The sequence below is a fragment of the Actinacidiphila guanduensis genome (assembly GCF_900103985.1).
Taxonomy (GTDB): Bacteria; Actinomycetota; Actinomycetes; order Streptomycetales; family Streptomycetaceae; genus Actinacidiphila; species Actinacidiphila guanduensis.
In genome coordinates this window covers 389,869-410,093 of record NZ_FNIE01000008.1, presented here as the reverse complement: position 1 = coordinate 410,093, position 20,225 = coordinate 389,869, and the positions used below count along the sequence as shown (strand labels likewise).

Below are 20,225 nucleotides of genomic sequence, written 5' to 3'. Positions count from 1 at the left end.
TCGGCTGCGCTGTGTGAGGAGGAACGGCGGCAGCCGGTCCCACCGCTGGCAGTCGGCGGGACCGGCAGGCGGTGCCGGCGGAGCGCCCGCCGCGGATCGGCCCGCCGCGACCCTCCCACGGGCACCCCCGCCCCCACCACCGCGCCCCGGCCCCACTCCCCGTCAAAGCCCCCGTGCGCCCCATGTGCGCCCCCGCGGCCCGATGCTCCCCACGGCGACGACCGGCGACGACCGGCGGCGACGGGGGCCGCGCCCGGGTTCAGCCCAGCGCCTCGCGGGCGCGCTGCCGGGCGTGGTGGCGGGCGACCCGGGCCCGGTTGCCGCAGGACGGCTTGCACCACTCCTGGCGCGGGTGGGACTGCACGAAGTACCGCACGCAGCGGGGCGCGGGGCACGCGCGCAGACGGGCGCGGTCCGGGCCGGCCAGGAAGGCGATGCCGGCCCGGGCGAGAGCGGCGGCGAGCAGTTCGGCCCGCGGATGCTCCCCGGCCGGGTGATGGCCCGCCGCGGGTGCGCCGTCCTGCGGCCAGGCGAGCCGGTAGTGCACGGGCACCCGGGCCGCGGCGGCGTTCAGCCGTTCCAGCGCGGCCGCGGGGTCCGGCAGCCGCCCGGTGTCGGCCGAGGAGGGCGGACCCGGCAGGACGGCCCGGGCGAAGAGCGCGCGCAGCGCCGTGCGCACCTCGGCCACGGCCGCGCGGGACGCCTCGTCCGCCGTGAAAGGGACGGCGGGGAAGCCGTGTCGGCGCAGGTCCTCGGCGTGGCCGAGCACCCAGGCGGTCAGGCCCGCGGGCTGGGCGAGGTCGTCGGCGACGCCGTCGTGACCGTCGTGGCGGATGGTCACCGCGAGGTCGAGGGCGAGATGATCACCGTGCATGTGGTTAATGGTATCGTCGCGCTCATCCATTAACACCGAGGGGGTTTCGTGGTGGCCGTGAACGGGACGGGGACGGACGGACTGCAGGCCGCTCTCGCCGAGGGGCAGGACCGGCTGCGGGCGCTGCTGCCCGGCCTCACCGACGAACTGCTCCGCGCGCCCAGCGCCCTGCCCGGCTGGAGCCGCGGGCACGTGCTCACCCACATCGAGGGCGTCGGCCTCGCCCTGGCCCGCCAGGCGCGCTACGCCCTGCGCGGCACGCTGATCGACGTCTACGACGGCGGGCGGCCCGCCCGCGACGCCGCCATCGAGGCGGGCCACCGCCGCTCGGCCCCGCAACTGCGCTCCGCCCTGGCCGACGCGCTGGACGAGGTGGAGGCGTCCTGGGCGGCCGTCGGCCCGGACGACTGGGACCGGCCGGTGCGCTACCGGGACGGGGCGCTGCTGGACGCGGGCCGGGCCTGGTGGCGGGAGCTGGAGATCCACACCGTGGACGCGCGGCTCGGCCGCACCAGCGCCGACTGGTCGCTGCCGCTGTGCACCTATCTGGTCGACTACCTGGCGCCGCGGGTGCCCGCGGGCTACCAGGTGGCCTTCACGGCGACGGACACCGGCTGGAGCGCGGTGCGCGGCTCGGGCCGGGAGATCGAGGTACGCGGGCGGATCTGCGACATCGCGGCGTGGCTGGCGGGCCGGGTGCCCGAGGCCCCGCTGGAGGGCGGGCCGCTGCCGCAGCTGGCCGACTGGCCCTGATCCCGCGGCCCTGGTCCGACTGGCCCGATCCGGTCCGCCGGAGGCCCGCGCGGCCGGGCAGAACAACGCGACCCCTGCCGGCAGCCGGCGCCCTCCCGAAGGCGCCGCCGGTCCGGGCACCGAGGTGCCCGCGGCCGCCGGCAGGGGTCGCGGAGGATTCGGGACGGGTCAGGTCAGGTCGAACTCGCCGTCGCGGGCGCCCAGGACGAAGGCACGCCACTCCGCGGGGGTGAAGATCAGCGCGGGCCCCTCGGGGTTCCGCCCGTCCCGCATCGCGATGTAGCCCTCGACGAAGGCGATCTGCACATCGCCCGTCCCCTGGCTGCTGGACAGCCACTCCGCGTCCGTCAGGTCGAGCTGCGGCTTCTTCCCGTCGGCCAACGGCTGTCCGATGGTGCTCTCGGCCACGTCGGGCCTCCTCCCACTTGGGCGTTCCACCACCCAGCGTATCGGCCGCGGGCCCCCGCGGCAGAAGAAGCCGGAAGCCGTCCGCGGGGGTGCGGCGGCAATCGCCCGCACCTGCTCACCGGATGTTCAACTCCCTTGCAGAAACCGGCTGTTCGATCTTGCGCAGACCTGCGGGCGGCCGGGTAGGGTCCGCCCATGACCGCACATGATCACGAACGCGGCCGCGGCGGGTACGAGTCGCCGCTGGGCGCGGGCCTCGATCCGGCGCGCACGGCCCTGGTGCTCGTGGACCTCATGGAGCGCATGGTCGCGCTGCCGCTGGCGCCCCGGCCGGGCGCCGGGGTGGTCACCGCGTCCCTCGGTCTGGCCGCGGCCTTCCGCGCGGCCGGTGCCCCCGTCGTGGCCGTGCGGGGCCGCCGGGCCGGCCCGCACGGCCGGCCGCCCGGCAGCGACCTGGTGCCCGAAGTGGCCGCCGCGGCCGACCTGGTGGTCGACAAGCCGGCCATGGGCGCCTTCCAGGACACCGAGTTGCACCCGCGGCTGGCCGAACGCGGCGTCCGCACGCTGGTGCTGGCGGGCATCGCCACGAACCTCGCCGTGGAGTCCACCGCCCGCGCCGCCGCCGACCTCGGCTACGGTCTCGTCCTCGCGCGGGACGCGATGTCGGGACTGACGGCGGCCGAGCACGAGGCCGCAGTGGCGCTGGACTTCCCGCGGTTCGGCACGGTGGTGACGGCCGCGCAGGTGCACTTCGCCTGAGCGGGCGCGGTCGTTCCGCGGGGCATCTCGCAGGAGCCTTCTGTACCTACTGGTATGTACACTGCCCGTCATGGACACTGCCGAACGACTCGTCACCAGCGCCCAGGAGCTGCTCTGGGAGCGCGGATACGTGGGCACCAGCCCCAAGGCCATCCAGGAGCGGGCGGGCGCCGGGCAGGGCAGCATGTACCACCACTTCCGCGGCAAGCCGGACCTCGCGCTCACCGCGATGCGGCGCAGCGCGCGGGAGCTGCGGGCCCAGGCCGAGGAGCAGCTCGGGCGGGAGGGCACCGCGCTGGAGAGGGTCGGCGGCTACCTGGGGCGCGAGCGCGAGCCGCTGCGGGGCTGCCGGGTGGGCCGGATGGCGATGGACCCGGAGGTGATCGCCAGCGACGAGCTGCGGGCACCGGTCCGCGAGACCTTCGCATGGCTGGCCGAGCGCGTCGCCGGCATCGTCGCCGACGGCATCGCCGCCGGGGAGCTGCGGCCGGGACTCGACCCGGCCGACACCGCCGCCGCGATCACGGCTGTCGTCCAGGGCGGCTACGTGCTGGCCCGCGCGGCCGGCGACCGCGAGCCCTTCGACCGGGCGGTACGCGGGGCGCTGGGCCTGCTGGCGGCGGCCGCGACCGGCGAGGCACCGCACGGCGCCTGAGGCAGCATTCCGCGTCTTCGCCCAAGGCGGCACCGAGCGCTGCCCACCGCCACCGCCGCGGCACCGGGCGCCGCCGGCCCGGCCGGCTCGCGTCCCGTCTCGACACCCCTGAGTCCCGATCCGTCCCGAACGAGGGAGCATCCCACCGTGCACGGCATGAACTACCGCATCACGCTGCCCGCCGACTACGACATGGGCGTCATCCGGCAGCGTGTGGCCACCCGCGGCCGCGCCCTGGACGGCTTCCCCGGCCTCGGGCAGAAGGCGTACCTGGTCAGGGAGCGCGGCCGGGACGGCTCGCCGGTCAACGAGTACGCGCCCTTCTATCTGTGGCGCACCCCGGAGGGCATGAACAGCTTCCTGTTCGGCCCAGGGTTCCGCGGGCTGGCCGAGGACTTCGGGCGCCCGGTGGTCGAGCACTGGAGCGGGCTCGGCTTCGAGCGCGGCCCGGCCATGGACGAGGATCCCCACGCGGCGTCCCGCCGCGCCCGGCGGTTGCCGCCCGGCGCCGGCCTGCCCGCCCTCGTCGAGGACGAGATCAGGCACCTGGCCGCCCTGGCGACCGCCCCCGGCCTGCACTCGGCGGCCCTGCTCCTCGACCCGCGCCGCTGGGAGCTGCTGCGCTTCACCCTCTGGCAGGACGTGGCCCCCGAGGAGCCCGGCGCCGAGCGCTTCGAGGTGCTGCACCTCTCGCGGCCGGAGCTGGCCGCCCTGCCGACCGGGCGCCAGTGGTGACCGCCCGGACCGACCGGGCTGCCGCGGAGCCGCGGCCGGACCTGCCCGGGGAGCCCGCCGAGGCCGACGGTCCGCGAGTGAGGGCCGTGCGGACCGTGCTCGGGGATGTCCCGCCCGACCGCCTCGGCGTGTGCGACGCCCACGACCATCTGTTCCTGCGCTCCCCCGCCCTGCCGGGCCACGAGCTGGACGACCCCGCGGCCGCAGCGGCGGAGCTGGCCACGTTCCGTGAACTGGGCGGCGGGACGCTGGTGCAGTGGACGCCCTTCGGGATGGGCCGGGCGGCCGGCGAGCTGCCGGCGCTGTCACGGGCGGCGGGCGTGCACCTGGTCGCCGCCACCGGTCTGCACCAGGCCGCGCACTACGCTCCCGGGCTGCTGGAGCGGCTGAGGGGCGGCGGCCTCGCGGCCTTCTTCACCGCCGAGCTGACCGAGGGGATGCTCACCGGGGACGACCCGGACGGTCCGCGCGGCCCCGCGAGGGCCGGCATGGTGAAGGTCGCGGGGATGTTCCACGGTCTGGACGGCCACGCCCGCGAGGTGATGGCTGCCGCCGCCGAGGCGCACCACGCCACCGGGGCACCGATCGGCGTGCACCACGAGATGGGCACCGCTGCCGCGGACGTACTCGCCCTGCTGACAGGGCAATTGGGGGTTCCCGCGGCATCCGTGCTGCTCGGCCACCTCAACCGCTTCCCCGACCCCGGGCTGCACCGCGAGCTGGCCGCCTCGGGCGCGTACCTCGCCTTCGACGGCCCCTCGCGCGCCCACCACGCTACCGACTGGCGGCTGCTGGGCTGCCTGGAGGACCTGGCGGCGGCCGGCCACGCCGACCAGCTGCTGATCGGCGGTGACACCACCTCCGCCACCGCCCGCGCCGCCACCGGCGGCGGTCCCGGCGTGCCGTACCTGCTGCGGGTGCTGCGCCCGCGCATCGCGGCGGCCCTCGGCGAGGACGCGGCCGCCGCCCTCTTCGTCCGCAACCCGGCCCGCGCCTTCGCCTGGGCGTAGCGCCGCCCGACGGCCGCCGGGGTCAGCCGTGGGACAGGGCGAGGTCCGCGACAACAGCCGCGTGATCGGAGGCGTGGACGCCGTCGACCGGGACGGCGGCCGCGCGGCGGGCGCCGCGGATGCGGCCCTGCCCGTCCGGCCCCGGCGGGCCGACCAGGACGTAGTCCACGCAAGAAGGCAGCAGGCCGAAGCCGACCGCGTCCTCGTGGGCGACGTCCCAGGTGCCCTGCGGCAGCGTGGGATCGGCGAACCGCCAGGCGTCCAGCAGGACCAGGCCGGGCGCGGCGGGCGCGGTCTTGTAGCCGCACAGCAGCCGCATCTCGTCGAAGTCCGGCTCGGCGTTGAAGTCGCCGGTGACCACCGGCGGGAAGGGGCCGCCGGCGCGCTCGGCGACGAAGGCGGCCAGCTCCCGGACCTGCGCGCAGCGCACCGCCGACTCCCCCGAGCCCGGGTTCAGGTGCGTGGTGAAGAAGGGCAGCGGGCCGCCGGGGATGTCGACCAGGGCGTGCAGGGCGGTCTTGCCGTCGTCGCGGAAGCCGGGCGCGGTCGGCAGCCGGCGCTCGGCGGTCTCCAGGACCGGGTGCCGGCTGAGCACGGCGACACCGACGTCCACAGCGGTGTCGCCGCCGTTGCGCGCGTGCCAGCGCTCCTGCACCGGTGAGCGCGAGAAGACCCAGTGCATCCCGAGCCGCTCGGCGAGCCACCCCGCCAGGTTCTCCCCGCCGTCCTGCGCCCACACCTCCTGCAGGCCCAGCACGTCGGGCCGCTCGTCCGCCAGGGTGCGCACGATCGCCTCCCGGCGCCGCCGCCAGTCGCCGAACCGCCACCACAGGTTCCAGGTCATCACCCGCACGCTCGGGCCGATATCCACTGGCCGCCTCCCTTCGCCGCGCCTACGGTGACCGGATGCCCACTCAGGTGATCCTTCTCAACGGCGGGTCGAGCGCGGGCAAGTCGACCCTCGCGCGCGCCCTGCAGGACACGCTCCCCGAGCCGTGGCTCACCTTCGGCACCGACACGCTGGTCGACGCCCTCCCGGCGCGAATGCGCGGCTCGGACGGCGGGATCGCCTTCGGCTCCGGCGGCCAGGTGGTGCCGGGCGCGGACTACCGCCGGCTGGACGACGCCTGGGCGCAGGGCATGGCCGCACTCGCCCGCGCGGGCGCCCGCCTGGTGATCGACGAGGTCTTCCTCGGCGGCCCCGCCTCGCAGGCCCGCTGGCAGGGCGCCCTGGCCGGCCTCGACGTGCTGTGGGTGGGGGTGCGCTGCGACCCCGACGTGGCCGCCGCGAGGGAGGCGGCCAGGGGCGACCGCACCGCCGGGATGGCCCGCCTGCAGGCCGACCTGGTGCACCGCGGTGTCCGCTACGACCTGGAGGTGGACAGCGGCCGCTTCTCCACCGCGCAGTGCGCCGCCCTCGTCGCGGCCCGCGTCACCCGCTGACGCAGGGCGGCGCGCCGAGGAAGTCCCGGACGGCGGCCAGGAAGGGCGCCGGGCGCTCGTCGTGCACCATGTGGCCGGCCTCGATGGTGGTGAGGCGGGCGCCGGGGATGCGGGCGGCCACCTGGGCGAGCTGGTCCTGCCGCAGGTGGCTGGCGGGGCCGCCGGCGATCAGCAGGGTGGGCGCGGTGATGGCGGCCAGGCCCTCCCAGTGGTGTGCGGGCGGCGCGTTGCGCTGGCGAGCGACGTCGCGCACCACCCGCCAGTCGTACGGCGTGGGCCCCTCGGGGCCGGTGGGCACCGGCCGCGGCGGTTCGGCGGGGAAGGGCAGCGGGCCCTCCTCCAGCACCAGCCGCGCCACCGCGTGCGGGCGCTCCATGGCGACCAATGAGGCCGGCACGGTGCCCATCGAGTGGGCCACGATCACAGCGCTGCGGGTGCCCAGGGCGTCCAGAAGGCCGAGGAGGTCGTCGCGCATCTCCTCGAAGGTGTACGTGCCGGGGTGTGCGCTGTCGCCGTGGCCGCGCAGGTCCACCGCCCAGGTCCGCCACCCGTCGTCGGCCAGCCCCCGGGCGACCGCCGCCCAGGAGGCGCGGCTCTCGCCGAGCGCGTGCAGCAGCAGGACGACGGGGCCGCCCGCCGGCCCGCACGCCTCGGCCACCAACCGCACCCCGGCGACCTCGAAGGTCCGCACCTCGCCCATGCGGCCGACGCTACCGGCGGGCCCGCCGCCCGGGCAGCTGTGTTCGCTGCGGGCATCACCTGGCATCCATGGCGGCGGGGTCCGCCTGGGCACCATGGCCGCTGGGCACCATGGACCCCAGTTCCACCTGGGCGCCATGGATGCCAGGTACGCCTGGACGCCATGGCGGCGAGGTGCGGCTACAGGGATTCCGGGCCGTCCGCGGCGTGGGCGGCGACCCGGCGGTAGAGGGCCTGCGCCTCCGCGGTGCGGCCCAGGTGTTCCAGGCAGCGGGCCTCGTCGTTGCGGGAGGTGAGGGTGTCGGGGTGGTCGGGGCCGAAGAGAGCCTCGCGGGCGGTGGCGACCTCGCGGTAGGCGGTCAGCGCCTCGGCCCAGCGGCCCAGCCAGCCCAGGCAGACCGCCGTCTCGCGCTTGCTGACCAGCGTGTCGGGATGGTTGGCGCCCAGGACGCGCTCGCGGATGGCCGCCACGTCGCGGGCCTCGGCGAGCGCCCGGTCCCAGTGGCCGCGCCGGCCGAGGTTCACGCCGAGCGCCTGGCGGGCCCGCAGCGTCTCCTCGTCGGCGGAGCCCGCCGTGCGGGTCAGGAGGGCGACCAGTTCCTCGTAGAGGGCCAGCGCCTCTTCGGTGCGGCCCAGCCGGCCGAGGCAGATGCCGGTCTCGTAGCGGGCGGCCAGCGTCTCGGGGTGCTCGGCGCCGAGCACCCGGGCGCGCAGGGCGGCGACCTCGCGGTAGGTGTCCAGGGCCTCCGCCCAGCGCCCGGCCTGCCCGAGCGTGAAGCCCACCTCGAAGCGGGTGCCCAGGGTGTCGGTGTGCTCGGGGCCCAGCACGCGGGAGCGGGCGTCGGCCACCTCGACCGCGGTGGTGTACGCCTCGGCGGCGCGGCCCAACTGCCCGAGGTTGTAGGCCAGGTTGTGTTTGCAGTGCAGGGTGTCGGGGTGGTCGGGGCCCACCGTGCGCTCGCGGGCGGCCAGCACTGCGGAGAACTCCCGGTGCGCCTCCAGGTGGCGTCCCAGGGTGCCGAGCGCGTAGGCCGCCTCGTGCCTGGCCGCCAGGGTGTCGGGGTGGTCGGGGCCGAGCACCCTGCCACGTACCTCGGCGACATAGGCGTACAGGCGCAGGGCCTCGTCGGTGCGGCCGAGCATGGTCAGGCAGTGGGCCGCCTCGTAGCGCGCGGCCAGAGTGCCGGGGTGCTCGGTGCCCTGGGCGCGGTCGCGGTCGGTGGCGACGGCGATGTGCAGCTCGTAGGACTCCTGCCAGTTGCCGATCCGGCCGAGGTCGGCCGCCTCTGCCTGCCGCGCGTCGAGTGCGGCGAGCGCGCCCGGGTCGGCGGAGGGGGTGACCGTGCGGGTGGACCAGGCACCGGTCAGCTCGTGGTGCGCGGCCTTGGCGGCGGAGCGGGCAGGGCGGGCCGCCGGGCCGGTGGCAAGGGTGCGGGCCCACTCGGGCAGCGGCGCGGCCGGCGGGGCGGGCAGCGCGGTGACGCTTGCCGCCGCCCGCATCGCCTTGAGCCGTCCCGCGACGTCGGCCGCGTCCTGCGGGCGATCGTCGGGGTCCTTGGCGAGCAGGTCGAGGATGAGCCGCTCCAGTTCGGGCGGCAGCCCGGGCCGCTCGGCGGACGGCGGCACCGGCTCGGTGTCGCGGTGGGCGACCAGCACCGACCAGGCGTCGTCCTGGTCGAACGGCGGCCGCCCGGTGGCCAGTTCGTACAGCACGCAGCCCAGCGAGTACAGGTCGCTGCGCTCGTCCACCTCGGAGTTGCCGATCTGCTCGGGCGACATGTAGTGCGGGGTGCCCATGGCGACGCCGGTCCCGGTCAGCCGCGAGGTGAAGCCGATGTCGTGGCCGAGCCGGGCGATGCCGAAGTCGCAGATCTTCACCGCGCCGTCGGTGAGCCGGATGATGTTCGCCGGCTTCAGGTCGCGGTGCACGACACCTTGGCCGTGGGTGTACGCCAGGGCGGCCGCGACCTGCTCGGCGATGTCGGTGATGTCCGGGACGGGCAGCGGCCGGCGCCGGGCGTCGTCCAGGACCTGCAGCAGGTTGCGGCCGTCGAGCAGCTCCATCACCAGGAAGAGCAGCCCGTCGTGCTCGCCGAAGTCGTGCACCACCGTGATGCCCCGGTGCTGGAGGGCGGCGGCGACCCGGGCCTCGCGCCGGAACCGCTCCTGCAGGATGCGGGTGAAGCCGGCGTCACCGGAGTGGCCGAGCGGTTTGAGGCACTTCACGGCGACCCTGCGGCCCAGCGACTCGTCCAGCGCGCGCCACACCTCGCCCATGCCGCCGCGGCCGATCAGCTCGTGCAGCCGGTAGCGGCCCTGGATCAGGGCGGTGCCGTCGTTCCCGTCCTGCGCCGCCGCGTGCCCGCCGCTGCCGGCCGGCCGCCCGCTGCCGCCCGCTTCCCCGGGCCCCGGCCGGTCTCCGTGGTGCTCCTGGTGTCCTTGGTACTCCTGGTGTTCCTGCCGTTGCCCAGCCGCCATCAGCGCCGCCGCCCCCGTGCTCATCGCTGCTCCCCGGTGCTTCCCCGCACCCAGTATGGCCGGGTTCGACAGGACGGGGACAGGGCGTTCCGCCCCACTCCGCGGCGGTCCCGCGCGGCCGGCGCGCGGAAGGGGTGCGCGGGCGTCTGCCGCCCGCCTGGCGGATGTGCCCGGGTCGCAGCCGACGGTGTGACCCAGCGGGCGGAGACCGCAGCACCCGGCCGGCCGCGCGCCGGCGTGCCCGCGCCCCTTCCGGTGTGCGGGCACCGATGGCGCCGACACCCCGCCGCCGCGTCGGGAATTCCCGGACACACTGGGTGATACTGCACGTGCGCGGGCGGCGGCGGCCCGCCAGTCCGCGAACGGACGCAAGGGACGACACCGCCCATGGCCGACTGCGACGAGCAGCGCGGCGCCCCCGGCGCCTGCCGCCCGGCAACCAGGCACCGCGGGCACTGCGCGCGGTGGGGACGGCTCACGGCGCACGGCGAGAGGAGCGGGAGATGCGGGTGGCGGTGGCCGGCGGGACCGGCGTGGTCGGGCGGTACGTGGTGGCGTCCCTTGCGGCGCTCGGCCACGAACCGGTGGTGCTGGCCCGTTCCGCAGGCGTGGACGTGCTCACCGGCGGCGGCCTGGACGCGGCGCTGGAGTCGGTCGCGGCCGTGATCGACGTGACCAACGTCAAGACGACCTCGCGCCGCGCGGCCGTGGGCTTCTTCGACACCGCGGGCCGCACCCTGCTGGCGGCCGAGATGCGGGCGGGGGTCCAGCACCATGTGGCGCTGTCGATCGTGGGCGCGGACCGGGTGCGGATGGGCTACTACGAGGGCAAGGTGCGCCAGGAGCAGCTGGTGGCGGCGGGCCGGGTGCCCTGGACGCTGCTGCGGGCCACGCAGTTCCACGAGTTCGCCGCCCAGGTGGTGGACGCCGTGCCGGGCCCGATCGCGGTGGTGCCGAAAATGCGCTCCCAGCCGGTGGCGGCGCGGGAGGCCGCCGCGGTCCTCGCCGAACTCGCGGTCGGCCCGCCGCTGGGCCGGGCGCCGGAGCTCGCGGGGCCGCGCATGGAGGACGTGCCCGACATGGCCCGCCGCCTGCTGCGGGCGCGCGGGTCGCGCCGCCGGGTGCTGGCCCTGCCGCTGCCGGGCGCGGCGGGCCGGGCCGTCGCCGAGGGCGCCCTGCTGCCGACCTCCCCCGGTGCCCGCGCCCGGCAGACCTTCACCGAGTGGCTGGCCGAGGAGCGCTGAGACGGCCCGCCGCGGGGGCTCAGCCCCAGATCGCCTGGGCCAGGGTCGCGCCGAAGAAGGCCGAGCCGAGCCCGGCGGCCAGGCTGCCCACGATGTTCGCGGCGGCGTAGAAGCGCGCGCCGTCCTCGGCGAGCCGCAGCGTCTCGTAGGAGAAGGTGGAGTAGGTGGTCAGGGCGCCGCAGAGCCCGGTGCCCAGCAGGAGCTGCACGTGCGAGGAGGCGGCGCCCTCGGTGGCGGCGCCGGCCAGCAGACCGAGGACGGCGCAGCCCGCGACGTTGACCGCGAAGGTGCCCCAGGGGAAGACGGTGTCGTGCCGGGCCTGCACGGCGCGGTCGGTGAGGTAGCGCAGGGGGGCGCCGACCATGGCACCGAGGACGACCAGCAGCCAGTTCATCGCGGCCTCCGGGCGGCGGTGACGAGCAGGCGGGTCGCGGTGGCGCCCGCCCAGACCGCCGCGAGGGCGGCCACCAGGGTGAGCGCGAGGTAGGCGAGCGCGGTGCGCGGGTGGCCGCCGTCGATCAGCGCGCGGATGTCGTTGGCGTAGGTGGAGAAGGTGGTGAAGCCGCCGAGCACCCCGGTGCCGAAGAACGGCCGCAGCAGCCGGTGCGCGGTGAACACGTCGGTGATCAGCACCATGAACACGCCGATGACGGCGCAGCCGACCGCGTTGACCAGCAGTGTCGTCCACGGGAAGGCGCCGGCGGCGGTCGGCCAGAGCAGCCCCGCCCCGTAGCGGCCGCAGGCGCCGATCGCGCCGCCGACGGCCACGGCGGCGATCACGGGGGCGGCGTGCGGCCGGAACTCGGCGCGCTGCTCGGGTACGTGCAGGTCGACGTCGGAGTCGACGGGTTCTTCCGCAAGCGGCGGCCGGGGCTCGGACACGCGGATCTCTCCTACTCGCTGGGGACGGCACGCCTGCCACCGGCTGTCGGGCCGGGCAGGTGGCGTGCTGCGCAAGCAGGGACCGTTGGCGGCACCCTCGCCGCGGTTCGGGAACGGCGGGCCCCACCGCCGTGGCGGCGCCGCAACGGGCGTCCGCGTGCCGCCATTGTATCGGGTGGCCCCGTGCCCCCGGCGGCGGGTCGGCCGCGGGGAGGGGTGCCGCGCGGTGGAGTGAACGTATAGTGCGGCGGAGCCGGCGACGACCCTCAGGAGTCCCGATGACCACGCCCGTGACCCGCAGCGCCCGCGTGCGGGCCGCCGTGCTCGACGCCACGGCCGCGCTGCTCGCCGAGGGGGGCCTGCCCGCGGCCACGGTGGACGCCATCAACGCCCGTTCGGGGGTGAGCAAGGCGACGATCTACAAGCACTGGGCCAACCGCACGGCCGTGGCCATCGACGCCTTCGCCGCCATGATGGCCGAGACGGTGCCGCTGCCCGACACCGGCAGCGCCCGCGGCGACCTCACCGAGCAGGCCCGCCGGGTGGCCGCCTTCTACGCCAGTCCGGCCGGGCGGATCTTCGCCCAGCTGCTGGCCCAGACCTCCTCCGACCCGCTGGCCGCCCGCCTGCTGCGCGAGCGCTTCCTGAACGGCCGCCAGGAGGCCGTCCGGGTGCTGTGGCAGCGCGGCCTGGACCGCGGCCAGGTCCGCCCCGACATCGACCCCCAGGTGGCGATCGATGTGCTCTTCGGCCCCATCGTCTTCCGGATGCTGACCGGCCACGCCCCCATCGACCCGCCGCAGGCCGCGCAGATCGCCGAGGCGGCCCTGACCTCCCTGCTCACGTGACCGCCGCCATGGACGACACCTCCTTCGCCGCCCATGTGGCCGGCCGCCTCGCCGGTCTGCCGGGCGTGCGGGCGGTCGCCCTGGGCGGCTCGCGTGCGGCGGGCACCCACCGCCCGGACAGCGACTGGGACTTCGCGGTCTACTACCGCGGCGCCTTCGACCCGGCCGCGCTGCGGGCGCTCGGCTGGCCCGGAGAGGTCTCGGAGATCGGCGGCTGGGGCGGCGGCGTCTTCAACGGCGGCGCCTGGCTGCGGATCGAGGGCCGGCCGGTCGACGTCCACTACCGCGACCTGGACGAGGTCGACCGGGTCGGAGCCGAGGCCCGCGACGGGCGCTTCGCGGTGGAGCGCCTGCTCTTCCACCTCGCCGGCGTCCCCACGTACATCCTCCTCGCCGAACTGGCGGTCAACCGCGTCCTGCACGGCGACCTGCCCCGCCCCTCCTACCCGCCTGCGCTGCGGCGGGAGGCCGCCGGGCGCTGGGCGGGCGAGGCGCGGCTGACCCTGGGGTACGCCCGCGGGGCCTACGCGGCCAGGGGCCGGGCCGCCGAGTGCGCGGGCGCCGTCGCGGTGGCCGGGTGCCAGGCCGCCCACGCCGTGCTCGCCGCCCGCGGCGAATGGGTCACGAACGAGAAGACGCTGCTGGAGCGGGCCGGGCTGCGCTCCCTGGACGCGGTCCTGGCCTCCCTGGGCTCCGGCCCTGACGCCCTGGACGCCGCCCTGGACGCGGCCGCCGTCGTACTGGAGGAGGCGCTCGGCAGCGCGGGCCGCTGAGCACGGGAACCAGGCAAGCGGGTGCCTTCGCCGTGACGTCCGCCGATCACCGGCGGATACTGGGGTCATGCGCCGGCTGGGTACGGAACAGGGGACACGACCACCGCGGGGCCTTCGGCCCGCCGGCGGTGTCGTTGCCGGGCCGCGCGGCACCGCCCGAGGCAGCGCCCGAGGGCCTGCGGGCACCGAGGTCGAGAATCCGTGAGACCGGCCCCGGCCGGGCAGGCACATGGCCCGGGGCCGGTCGGCAACCCGCCGAGGAGATACCCGTGAGGATGCTGATCAACGTACCCGAGACGGTGGTGGCCGACGCGCTGCGCGGCATCGCGATCGCCCACCCGGAACTGACGGTGGACGTCGAGCGACGCGTGATCATACGGCGCGGGGCGCCGTACGAGGGCAAGGTGGGGCTGGTGTCCGGCGGCGGTTCGGGGCACGAGCCGCTGCACGGCGGGTTCGTCGGCCGCGGGATGCTGACGGCGGCGTGTCCGGGCGAGGTGTTCACCTCTCCCGTGCCCGACCAGATGGTGCGGGCCGCGGCGGCCGTGGACAGCGGCGCGGGCGTGCTGTTCATCGTGAAGAACTACACCGGCGACGTGCTCAACTTCGACATGGCCGCCGAGCTGGCCGAGGACGAGGGCGTGCAGGTGGCCAAGGTGCTGGTCAACGACGACGTGGCGGTCACCGACAGCCTCTACACCGCCGGCCGCCGCGGCACCGGGGCGACCCTGTTCGTGGAGAAGCTGGCCGGTGCCGCCGCCGACGAGGGCGCCCCGCTGGACCGCGTCGCCTCCATCGCCCGCCAGGTCAACGAGGCGTCGCGCAGTTTCGGTGTGGCACTGAGCGCCTGCAGCACGCCCGCCAAGGGCGGCCCCACCTTCGACCTGCCCGACGGCGAGCTGGAGCTGGGCATCGGCATCCACGGCGAGCCGGGCCGCGAGCGGCGGGCCATGATGACCTCCGGCGAGATCGCCGACGTGGCGGTGGACGCGGTGGTGGAGGACCTGCGCCCCGAGGCCCCGGTGCTGCTGCTGGTGAACGGCATGGGCGCCACCCCGCTGCTGGAGCTGTACGGTTTCTCCGCCGAGGTGCACCGGGCGCTGACCGAGCGCAAGGTGTCGGTGGCCCGTACGCTCGTCGGCAACTACGTGACCTCGCTGGACATGGCAGGCGCCTCGGTGACCATCTGCCAGGCCGACGAGGAGCTGCTGCGGCTGTGGGACGCTCCGGTGTCCACGCCGGCGCTGCGCTGGGGCTGCTGACCGCTCCGGGCGGCCCCGGACGGTCCCGGCCTGCTCCGGGCGGTCCCAGGTGGCCCTGAGCTGCCCGGACGGCCGGGCCTGCGCCGTGGGCCGCCCGGCACCCCGTCCCCGCTCCCCCCGACTCCCCCACTCCCCCCGTCTCTCCCGTCTCGCCACCCGCCGACCCGTGGAAAGGCCCCGTATGAACGCCCTGCCCGACGCGCCCGTGGACGCATCGTTTCTGCTGCGCTGGTTGGACACCTCGGCCACCGTGCTGGACCGCGAGGCCAACCGGCTGACCCTGCTGGACTCCCCCATCGGCGACGCCGATCACGGCACCAACATGCGCCGGGGCTTCATAGCCGCGCGCACGGCGGTCGGCCAGGAGCCGCCGGACACGCCCGGCGGCGTGCTGACCGCGATCGGGCGGCACCTGATCAGCACCGTCGGCGGCGCCTCAGGACCGCTCTACGGCACGCTGCTGCGGCGGGCCGGCAAGCAGCTCGGCGACGAGCCGGCGGTGGGCGCCGAGCGGCTGCGGGACGCGCTGCGGGCCGGCGTGGACGGTGTCGCCCAGCTCGGCGGCGCCGCGGCGGGCGACAAGACGATGCTGGACGCGCTGCTGCCCGCGCTCGACGCCATGGACACGGCGCTGGCCGGCGGCGGCTCGACCACCGAGGTGCTGGACGCGGCGGCCAAGGCCGCCGCGGAGGGCGCCGAGGCGACCACTCCGCTGCGCGCCCGCAAGGGCCGGGCGAGCTACCTCGGCGACCGCAGCATCGGCCACCAGGACCCGGGCGCGACGTCCTCGGCGCTGCTGGTCGCCGCGCTCGCCGACACCGCGCGGGAGGCGTCCGCATGACCGGAACGGCAACGCAGCAGGAGCCCGTGGACCCCGGGGGCACGACTGCGGGGACGAACCCGATGGTGGGCGTGGTGCTCGTCTCGCACAGCGCGGCGGCCGCGAACGCGGTCGCCGAGCTGGCGAAGGCGCTGACCGGCGGCGGGGTGGACGTGCCCGTCGCCCCGGCCGGCGGCGGGCCCGACGGCGGCCTGGGCACCAGCTCCGACCTGATCGCTGCGGCGGCCCGCTCGGTGGACCGCGGGGTGGGGGTGGCGATCCTCGCCGACCTCGGCAGCGCGGTGCTGACCGTGAAGGCGCTGCTCGCCGACGACGAGCTGCCCGCGGGCACCCGATTGGTCGACGCACCCTTCCTGGAGGGCGCGGTGGCCGCGGTGGTCACCTCCTCGACCGGGGCGGCCATCGACGCGGTGGAGGCGGCGGCCGGGGAGGCGTACACCTACCGCAAGCTGTGAGGCCGGGCGGCCGGATGCCGCCTGATCTACGTACGCGCAGGCCCCCGGGCCCGGATGATCCGGGCCCGGGGGCCTGCGCGTACGTGGCGGCGCCGTGCGGGGTGCCTCGACGGCCACCGGCGGTCGGCCGCGCCTGGGGCGGAGTGCTCAGCGCCCGTAGCGCATCAGGTTGCGCACCATGCGGCAGGTGATGTCGGACGGCGGGTGGACGCCTATGCGCTCGGCGGTGCGGCGGATCAGCCCGTTGCCCGCCTGGGCCGGCTCGTAGACGCCCGAGTCGAGCAGGGCGATGGCCAGCCGCATGGTCTTCAGGCGGCGGTTGTGCGCCACGTACCACTCGCGGGGCAGGCCGGCGGGGAGCGGCTTCTTCTGCAGTGCGGTGAAGCGATCGGACGGGTGGGTGGTCCTGCGAGGGGTCACGGGCGGTGCGGCAGCGGCCATCGGGGTCCTCCTGAGGCGTCGGCCAACCCTTTCGAACACTCTCGATTTTACTCCCAAGCACCGACAAAGTCCCCTGGCCACAGGGGGTTTGACGACCGGCTACGGCGTCCAGGGCTCGCTTGCCGCCGGGGGCGGCGCGGGGGCGAACCAGGTGGGGTCGTCCCGCAGGGCGAGTTCGATCCGGCCGCGGGCGATGGGGCCGAGCGGCGGCAGTTCGTCGATCGCGAACCAGCGCACGTCCAGGGACTCGTCGTCGTTGACCCGGGCCTCGCCGCCGACCGCCCGGCAGCGCAGCACGATGTCGGTGTACTGGGCGTGGTCGCCGTTGGGGTAGACCACCGGCTCGTTGGTGAAGACGCTCAGCACCCGCTCCACCACGGCGTGGACGCCCGTCTCCTCCTCGATCTCGCGCACCGCGGCCTCCGCGGGCTGCTCGCCGGGGTCGGGGATGCCGCTGATCAGTGCCCAACGCCCGGTGTCGGTACGGCGGTTGAGCAGCACCCGGCCGCGCTCGTCGAAGACCACCATCACCACGCCCGGGAGCAGCAGCAGGATGTTCCCCGCCTTCGCGCGGATGTCCTGGATGAACTTGGGAGTCGCCATGGCACGAGCCTACGAGAAGCGGGGTGAACGCCACATCGGCACCAGGTTTCACAAGGTCGACAGCGTTCCTGCGCGACATGTCCACAGGGTGCGCCTTCACCCGTTACGGTGATCCGGAAGACAGGGCCCACGCGGGGAACGCGGGCTGTGCGGGACCCCGTCGTGCCCGGGTGGCGGCAGGGGGGCCGGGGATGGACACGACAGCCGACGGCTCCGACGACATCGAGGGCGCGGCCGGCGGCCTGGACCGGTCCGGCGCGCCTCCGGATGCCGCCGGCGAGGTCGGCGCGTCACGCGAGAGCGACGAGGCCCCTGGTTCCCGTCCGGACGGCGCCCGTTGGGCCGAGCCCGCCGCGACCGTTGTGCCACGGGCCCACGCCGGCGCGGTGGACGCCGCGGGAATGGTGGTGCTGGCCTGCTGGGGCGTATGGGTGCTGGTGTGCGCGGCCGGGCGCGAGGCCAGGCCCGAGGGCACCTTGCTCGCGCTGCTCGCCGTCACCGCCGGGTACGCCGCCGGCCGTGTCCTGGGCGCCATGGTGGCGACGCTCACCCTGGCCGCGGGGAGCGTCGTGGTGGTGCTGCTCGTCCTGGTGCCCGGCGACCGCCTGGCCGCCGGGAGCGCGCCGCCGCTCGGCTACCACAACGCCGATGCCGCGCTGCTGGTGCTGGCCACGGGGGCGGCATGCTGCGCGGCCTGGGGCCCTGGGTGCGCTACGGCGCTGCGGGCCGCGCTGTGGCTGGTGGCGGCAGCGGCCGCGGTCACCACCCTGCTGCTGGGGTCCGCGGCCGCCTTCGCCGCGGGAACGGCGGTGTTGCTGTGCTCGGCCGCGGCGGCCCGGATGCGCCACCGGCTGCTCGGCCTGGCCGGCCTCGCGGCGGCCGCGCTGATCGCGGTGTCGGCGAACTACGCGGTGGCGGTGGACGCGCTGCCCGCCGGGCTGTCGCAGTCACTGGCGGGGCAGCTCACCGCGCCGCGGGTGGCCCTGTGGCACGAGGCGGTGCACCTGGCGGGGCAGCACCCGCTGCGCGGGGTGGGTCCCGAGCGCTTCGCCGAGGAGAGCACCCCGCTGCCGACCGACACGCCCACGGCCGAGACCCCGCAGTCGGCGCCCTTGCAACTGGCCGCGGAACAAGGGGTGCCAGGTGCGGCGCTCCTGGGCGCGGCCTACCTGTGGACGCTGTGCGCCCTGTGGCGCTCGCCGCAGCCGACCCCGGTGGTCCTCACCGCCGGCGCGGCCCTGACCGGCCTCGGCATGCTCGCCACCGTGGACCATGTGCTCAGCTGCACGGCGGTGACCGCCGCCGCGGGCCTGCTCGCCGGGCTCGCCACTTCCTGTCCGCTCACCCCGCCGGCCCGAGCGGGCGAACGGCCTTGAGACCGCGTCCGAGGAGGCGGCGTGGGGCGCCATGGAGGCGGATCGGCCCGGCGTCCTTGGGCGCGGGCCTCGCCGCCTTGGGCGCGGGCTCGGCGGCCCAGGATGCGATCCGGTCTCCAGGGACACGCGCCTCCTTGCAGAGCACCCCGCATCCATGGTTTGCGGCCCCCACGCGCCAAGGGCGGCGCCCCCTTTGCGGGGCGCCGCCCTTGTGCTGCCGGTGGCCTGCGCGTCAGCGGGGTGAACGCGGGGGCGACGGGGCCAGGCCCAGGAGTTCGCGGATGGCGCGTACGGCGCCCTCGGCGTCGTCCACGGTGACCGTGAAGCGGTGGCCCGCGCCGAGGTCGATGACAAGGCCCGGGCCGCGGCGCACGATCACGGCGGTGCCCTTCTCCGGCCGCCAGCGGTAGCCCCAACCACCCCAGCTGCGGGGGCTGATGTGGGGTGCCAGCCGGGCGCCGCTGACCTCGTCGAGGGGGATGCGGCGGCGCGGGACGCCGATGTGCCCGCAGCGCACGTGGACCGCCTCGCGGTCGACCCGGACGTGGACGTGCGTGAAGGCGACGGTGCCGAAGAGCACCAGCAGGCCGACGGCCAGGCAGCCGACCACGGACATCACGAGCGGGGCGAGGCCCGAGGACGCGGGGTCCGGGCCCTCCACCGCGAGCAGGATGCCCAGCGCGAGGCACGCACCGCCGACGGAGGCGAGCACCCACTGCATTCGGTTACTGGCCCGGCCCGTCCACACCTGGGACGCGCCGTTCTCCGGCCGGGGAGCGTGCGTCATGCCTCGCAGCGTACCCATATGCGGGCCGCTCGGCAGCCATCCGCGTCAAGCCGTGGCCGGTGTCACGGCGAGCGCGACCCCCTCCTTGTAGGCGAGCGCGACCGCGGGCAGCCCGGCGGGGCGGCCGCTGAGAACGACTTCCAGGGTGCCGCCGCCGGGCCCGCCGGGGATGCGGCGCAGCGCCTGGGCGGCCACCGCGTCCGCGGACCCGTGGAGTTCGGCGCCGGGTACGGCCGCGGCGATCCGGTCGGCGACGAGTTCGTAATGGGTGCACCCCAGGACGACGGCGCTTACGCCGACCGGTGTCAGGGCCGCGGCGGCGGCGACGGCCGCGTCGATCGCCGCGTCGTCGGCGGCCTGGACGGCGTCGGCGAGGCCGGGGCAGGGCACCTCGGTGACCAGGGCGCCGTTCCCGTGGGCGGCGATGAGGTCGCGCTGGTAGGCACTGCCGGTGGTGGCGGGGGTGGCCCAGATCGCCACGCTGCGGTGGGCGGCGGCGGCCGGCTTGACCGCGGGCACGGTGCCGACCACGGGCAGTCCGGGTTCGAAGGCGTCCCGCAGGGCGGGCAGCGCGTGCACGGAGGCGGTGTTGCAGGCCACGATCAGCCCGTCCACCCCGCGGTCCGCCGCGGCCCGCGCGCACGCCAGCGCCCGCTCCGTCACGTCGTCCGCGCTCCTCGGGCCCCACGGCATCCCGTCGGGGTCCGACGCCAGCACCAGGTCCGCGTCCGCGCGCAGCCGCCGTACCGCCGCGGCAGCGGCCAGCAGCCCGATCCCCGAATCCACCAGCCCGATCTTCACGCCCCCACCTTACGGGCAGCCGCCGGCCCGCCCCCGCGCGCGTACCTCCGGCCGGGCGACCGCCACGGTGCCCGCGGGCGGCGCCGCCCGGCGCGTCG

Annotated in this window: 24 protein-coding genes; 13 read left to right on the top strand and 11 right to left on the bottom strand. The window is 76.4% G+C overall.

Features of this window, described 5'->3' with window-relative positions:
• Nucleotides 1-259: 259 nt before the first annotated feature.
• Entirely contained in the window at nucleotides 260-874 is a 615-nt protein-coding gene (locus BLR33_RS19835; RefSeq protein WP_093785849.1) for a CGNR zinc finger domain-containing protein, read from the bottom strand.
• Between the two features lie 57 nt (nucleotides 875-931).
• On the opposite strand from BLR33_RS19835, the gene BLR33_RS19830 reads away from it, so the two are divergent.
• The gene (locus BLR33_RS19830; protein WP_245771522.1) at nucleotides 932-1,627 is read left to right on the top strand and encodes a maleylpyruvate isomerase family mycothiol-dependent enzyme; all 696 of its coding nucleotides are present in this window, start codon (nucleotides 932-934) and stop codon (nucleotides 1,625-1,627) included.
• Between the two features lie 168 nt (nucleotides 1,628-1,795).
• On the opposite strand, the gene BLR33_RS19825 is transcribed toward BLR33_RS19830, so the two are convergent.
• On the bottom strand, nucleotides 1,796-2,035 hold the full coding sequence (locus BLR33_RS19825; RefSeq protein ID WP_093785847.1) for a DUF397 domain-containing protein: 240 nt from the start codon (nucleotides 2,033-2,035) through the stop codon (nucleotides 1,796-1,798).
• 195 nt (nucleotides 2,036-2,230) lie between these two features.
• Between BLR33_RS19825 and BLR33_RS19820 the strand changes: the two genes are divergently transcribed.
• From BLR33_RS19820 to BLR33_RS19805, 4 genes are all read left to right on the top strand, one after another.
• Nucleotides 2,231-2,794, top strand: a complete 564-nt coding sequence (locus tag BLR33_RS19820) for a cysteine hydrolase family protein (protein ID WP_093785846.1) — start codon at nucleotides 2,231-2,233, stop codon at nucleotides 2,792-2,794.
• Nucleotides 2,795-2,864: 70 nt separating this feature from the next.
• Nucleotides 2,865-3,449 (top strand): TetR/AcrR family transcriptional regulator, encoded by a 585-nt coding sequence (locus tag BLR33_RS19815; protein WP_093785845.1) that lies wholly within the window; start codon nucleotides 2,865-2,867, stop codon nucleotides 3,447-3,449.
• Nucleotides 3,450-3,596: 147 nt separating this feature from the next.
• Nucleotides 3,597-4,184: a DUF4865 family protein gene (locus tag BLR33_RS19810; protein ID WP_093785844.1), complete on the top strand. Its 588-nt coding sequence runs from the start codon at nucleotides 3,597-3,599 to the stop codon at nucleotides 4,182-4,184.
• Between the two features lie 77 nt (nucleotides 4,185-4,261).
• Nucleotides 4,262-5,194 carry a phosphotriesterase family protein gene (locus tag BLR33_RS19805; RefSeq protein WP_093785923.1) on the top strand — a complete coding sequence of 311 codons (933 nt, stop codon included), beginning with the start codon at nucleotides 4,262-4,264 and terminating at the stop codon, nucleotides 5,192-5,194.
• Nucleotides 5,195-5,216: 22 nt separating this feature from the next.
• Here BLR33_RS19805 and BLR33_RS19800 read toward each other — a convergent pair whose 3' ends face one another.
• Nucleotides 5,217-6,038, bottom strand: coding sequence for an endonuclease/exonuclease/phosphatase family protein (locus tag BLR33_RS19800; RefSeq protein ID WP_093785922.1), 822 nt, complete (start codon nucleotides 6,036-6,038; stop codon nucleotides 5,217-5,219).
• Between the two features lie 62 nt (nucleotides 6,039-6,100).
• On the opposite strand from BLR33_RS19800, the gene cpt reads away from it, so the two are divergent.
• Nucleotides 6,101-6,637 (top strand): chloramphenicol phosphotransferase CPT, encoded by a 537-nt coding sequence (gene cpt / locus BLR33_RS19795; RefSeq protein ID WP_176930332.1) that lies wholly within the window; start codon nucleotides 6,101-6,103, stop codon nucleotides 6,635-6,637.
• Here the strand turns inward: cpt and BLR33_RS19790 are convergent.
• Entirely contained in the window at nucleotides 6,627-7,337 is a 711-nt protein-coding gene (locus BLR33_RS19790) for an alpha/beta fold hydrolase (RefSeq protein ID WP_093785843.1), read from the bottom strand. The two genes, cpt and BLR33_RS19790, sit on opposite strands and share 11 nt — an antisense overlap.
• Nucleotides 7,338-7,516: 179 nt before the next feature.
• Nucleotides 7,517-9,838, bottom strand: a complete 2,322-nt coding sequence (locus BLR33_RS19785) for a serine/threonine-protein kinase (protein ID WP_245771521.1) — start codon at nucleotides 9,836-9,838, stop codon at nucleotides 7,517-7,519.
• 479 nt (nucleotides 9,839-10,317) lie between these two features.
• On the opposite strand from BLR33_RS19785, the gene BLR33_RS19780 reads away from it, so the two are divergent.
• Nucleotides 10,318-11,058: an SDR family oxidoreductase gene (locus BLR33_RS19780; RefSeq protein ID WP_093785842.1), complete on the top strand. Its 741-nt coding sequence runs from the start codon at nucleotides 10,318-10,320 to the stop codon at nucleotides 11,056-11,058.
• Nucleotides 11,059-11,077: 19 nt separating this feature from the next.
• On the opposite strand, the gene crcB is transcribed toward BLR33_RS19780, so the two are convergent.
• Together crcB and BLR33_RS19770 are read right to left on the bottom strand one after the other, a co-directional pair.
• The gene (gene crcB / locus BLR33_RS19775) at nucleotides 11,078-11,452 is read right to left on the bottom strand and encodes a fluoride efflux transporter CrcB (protein WP_093785841.1); all 375 of its coding nucleotides are present in this window, start codon (nucleotides 11,450-11,452) and stop codon (nucleotides 11,078-11,080) included.
• Nucleotides 11,449-11,940, bottom strand: a complete 492-nt coding sequence (locus BLR33_RS19770) for a fluoride efflux transporter FluC (RefSeq protein ID WP_176930331.1) — start codon at nucleotides 11,938-11,940, stop codon at nucleotides 11,449-11,451. The genes crcB and BLR33_RS19770 overlap by 4 nt, the downstream gene beginning before the upstream one ends.
• 278 nt (nucleotides 11,941-12,218) lie before the next feature.
• Here BLR33_RS19770 and BLR33_RS19765 point away from each other — a divergent pair, with 278 nt between their 5' ends.
• The 5 genes from BLR33_RS19765 to BLR33_RS19745 all read left to right on the top strand — a co-directional run bounded on the left by BLR33_RS19765 (nucleotide 12,219) and on the right by BLR33_RS19745 (nucleotide 16,119).
• Nucleotides 12,219-12,788: a TetR/AcrR family transcriptional regulator gene (locus tag BLR33_RS19765; protein WP_093785840.1), complete on the top strand. Its 570-nt coding sequence runs from the start codon at nucleotides 12,219-12,221 to the stop codon at nucleotides 12,786-12,788.
• An 8-nt stretch (nucleotides 12,789-12,796) separates the two neighbouring features.
• Nucleotides 12,797-13,561, top strand: a complete 765-nt coding sequence (locus tag BLR33_RS19760) for a nucleotidyltransferase domain-containing protein (protein ID WP_093785918.1) — start codon at nucleotides 12,797-12,799, stop codon at nucleotides 13,559-13,561.
• Between the two features lie 269 nt (nucleotides 13,562-13,830).
• Complete coding sequence (gene dhaK / locus BLR33_RS19755; RefSeq protein WP_093785839.1) at nucleotides 13,831-14,823, top strand: dihydroxyacetone kinase subunit DhaK; 993 nt, start codon at nucleotides 13,831-13,833, stop codon at nucleotides 14,821-14,823.
• 181 nt (nucleotides 14,824-15,004) lie between these two features.
• On the top strand, nucleotides 15,005-15,664 hold the full coding sequence (dhaL, locus tag BLR33_RS19750; protein ID WP_093785838.1) for a dihydroxyacetone kinase subunit DhaL: 660 nt from the start codon (nucleotides 15,005-15,007) through the stop codon (nucleotides 15,662-15,664).
• 62 nt (nucleotides 15,665-15,726) lie between these two features.
• Nucleotides 15,727-16,119 (top strand): PTS-dependent dihydroxyacetone kinase phosphotransferase subunit DhaM, encoded by a 393-nt coding sequence (locus BLR33_RS19745; protein ID WP_093785837.1) that lies wholly within the window; start codon nucleotides 15,727-15,729, stop codon nucleotides 16,117-16,119.
• Between the two features lie 147 nt (nucleotides 16,120-16,266).
• Here the strand turns inward: BLR33_RS19745 and BLR33_RS19740 are convergent, their stop codons facing one another.
• Both BLR33_RS19740 and BLR33_RS19735 read right to left on the bottom strand, forming a co-directional pair.
• Nucleotides 16,267-16,560 carry a hypothetical protein gene (locus BLR33_RS19740; protein ID WP_245771520.1) on the bottom strand — a complete coding sequence of 98 codons (294 nt, stop codon included), beginning with the start codon at nucleotides 16,558-16,560 and terminating at the stop codon, nucleotides 16,267-16,269.
• 99 nt (nucleotides 16,561-16,659) lie between these two features.
• Nucleotides 16,660-17,163: an NUDIX hydrolase gene (locus tag BLR33_RS19735; RefSeq protein ID WP_093785836.1), complete on the bottom strand. Its 504-nt coding sequence runs from the start codon at nucleotides 17,161-17,163 to the stop codon at nucleotides 16,660-16,662.
• 191 nt (nucleotides 17,164-17,354) lie between these two features.
• Here BLR33_RS19735 and BLR33_RS19730 point away from each other — a divergent pair, with 191 nt between their 5' ends.
• The gene (locus BLR33_RS19730; RefSeq protein WP_245771519.1) at nucleotides 17,355-18,539 is read left to right on the top strand and encodes an O-antigen ligase family protein; all 1,185 of its coding nucleotides are present in this window, start codon (nucleotides 17,355-17,357) and stop codon (nucleotides 18,537-18,539) included.
• A 232-nt stretch (nucleotides 18,540-18,771) separates the two neighbouring features.
• On the opposite strand, the gene BLR33_RS19725 is transcribed toward BLR33_RS19730, so the two are convergent.
• Nucleotides 18,772-19,326, bottom strand: a complete 555-nt coding sequence (locus tag BLR33_RS19725) for a hypothetical protein (protein ID WP_093785835.1) — start codon at nucleotides 19,324-19,326, stop codon at nucleotides 18,772-18,774.
• A 45-nt stretch (nucleotides 19,327-19,371) separates the two neighbouring features.
• Complete coding sequence (locus tag BLR33_RS19720) at nucleotides 19,372-20,127, bottom strand: glutamate racemase (protein ID WP_093785834.1); 756 nt, start codon at nucleotides 20,125-20,127, stop codon at nucleotides 19,372-19,374.
• Between the last annotated feature and the right edge of the window lie 98 nt (nucleotides 20,128-20,225).

Coding starts and splice junctions, on each gene's coding strand:
- BLR33_RS19725 (WP_093785835.1), bottom strand. CDS start 19,326: ATGACGCACGCTCCCCGGCCGGAGAACGGCGCGTCCCAGGTGTGGACG.
- BLR33_RS19780 (WP_093785842.1), top strand. CDS start 10,318: ATGCGGGTGGCGGTGGCCGGCGGGACCGGCGTGGTCGGGCGGTACGTG.
- BLR33_RS19735 (WP_093785836.1), bottom strand. CDS start 17,163: ATGGCGACTCCCAAGTTCATCCAGGACATCCGCGCGAAGGCGGGGAAC.
- BLR33_RS19740 (WP_245771520.1), bottom strand. CDS start 16,560: ATGGCCGCTGCCGCACCGCCCGTGACCCCTCGCAGGACCACCCACCCG.
- cpt (WP_176930332.1), top strand. CDS start 6,101: ATGCCCACTCAGGTGATCCTTCTCAACGGCGGGTCGAGCGCGGGCAAG.
- BLR33_RS19785 (WP_245771521.1), bottom strand. CDS start 9,838: ATGAGCACGGGGGCGGCGGCGCTGATGGCGGCTGGGCAACGGCAGGAA.
- BLR33_RS19745 (WP_093785837.1), top strand. CDS start 15,727: ATGGTGGGCGTGGTGCTCGTCTCGCACAGCGCGGCGGCCGCGAACGCG.
- BLR33_RS19800 (WP_093785922.1), bottom strand. CDS start 6,038: ATGACCTGGAACCTGTGGTGGCGGTTCGGCGACTGGCGGCGGCGCCGG.
- BLR33_RS19790 (WP_093785843.1), bottom strand. CDS start 7,337: ATGGGCGAGGTGCGGACCTTCGAGGTCGCCGGGGTGCGGTTGGTGGCC.
- BLR33_RS19815 (WP_093785845.1), top strand. CDS start 2,865: ATGGACACTGCCGAACGACTCGTCACCAGCGCCCAGGAGCTGCTCTGG.
- crcB (WP_093785841.1), bottom strand. CDS start 11,452: ATGAACTGGCTGCTGGTCGTCCTCGGTGCCATGGTCGGCGCCCCCCTG.
- BLR33_RS19765 (WP_093785840.1), top strand. CDS start 12,219: ATGACCACGCCCGTGACCCGCAGCGCCCGCGTGCGGGCCGCCGTGCTC.
- BLR33_RS19835 (WP_093785849.1), bottom strand. CDS start 874: ATGCACGGTGATCATCTCGCCCTCGACCTCGCGGTGACCATCCGCCAC.
- BLR33_RS19820 (WP_093785846.1), top strand. CDS start 2,231: ATGACCGCACATGATCACGAACGCGGCCGCGGCGGGTACGAGTCGCCG.
- dhaL (WP_093785838.1), top strand. CDS start 15,005: ATGAACGCCCTGCCCGACGCGCCCGTGGACGCATCGTTTCTGCTGCGC.
- BLR33_RS19760 (WP_093785918.1), top strand. CDS start 12,797: ATGGACGACACCTCCTTCGCCGCCCATGTGGCCGGCCGCCTCGCCGGT.
- BLR33_RS19730 (WP_245771519.1), top strand. CDS start 17,355: ATGGACACGACAGCCGACGGCTCCGACGACATCGAGGGCGCGGCCGGC.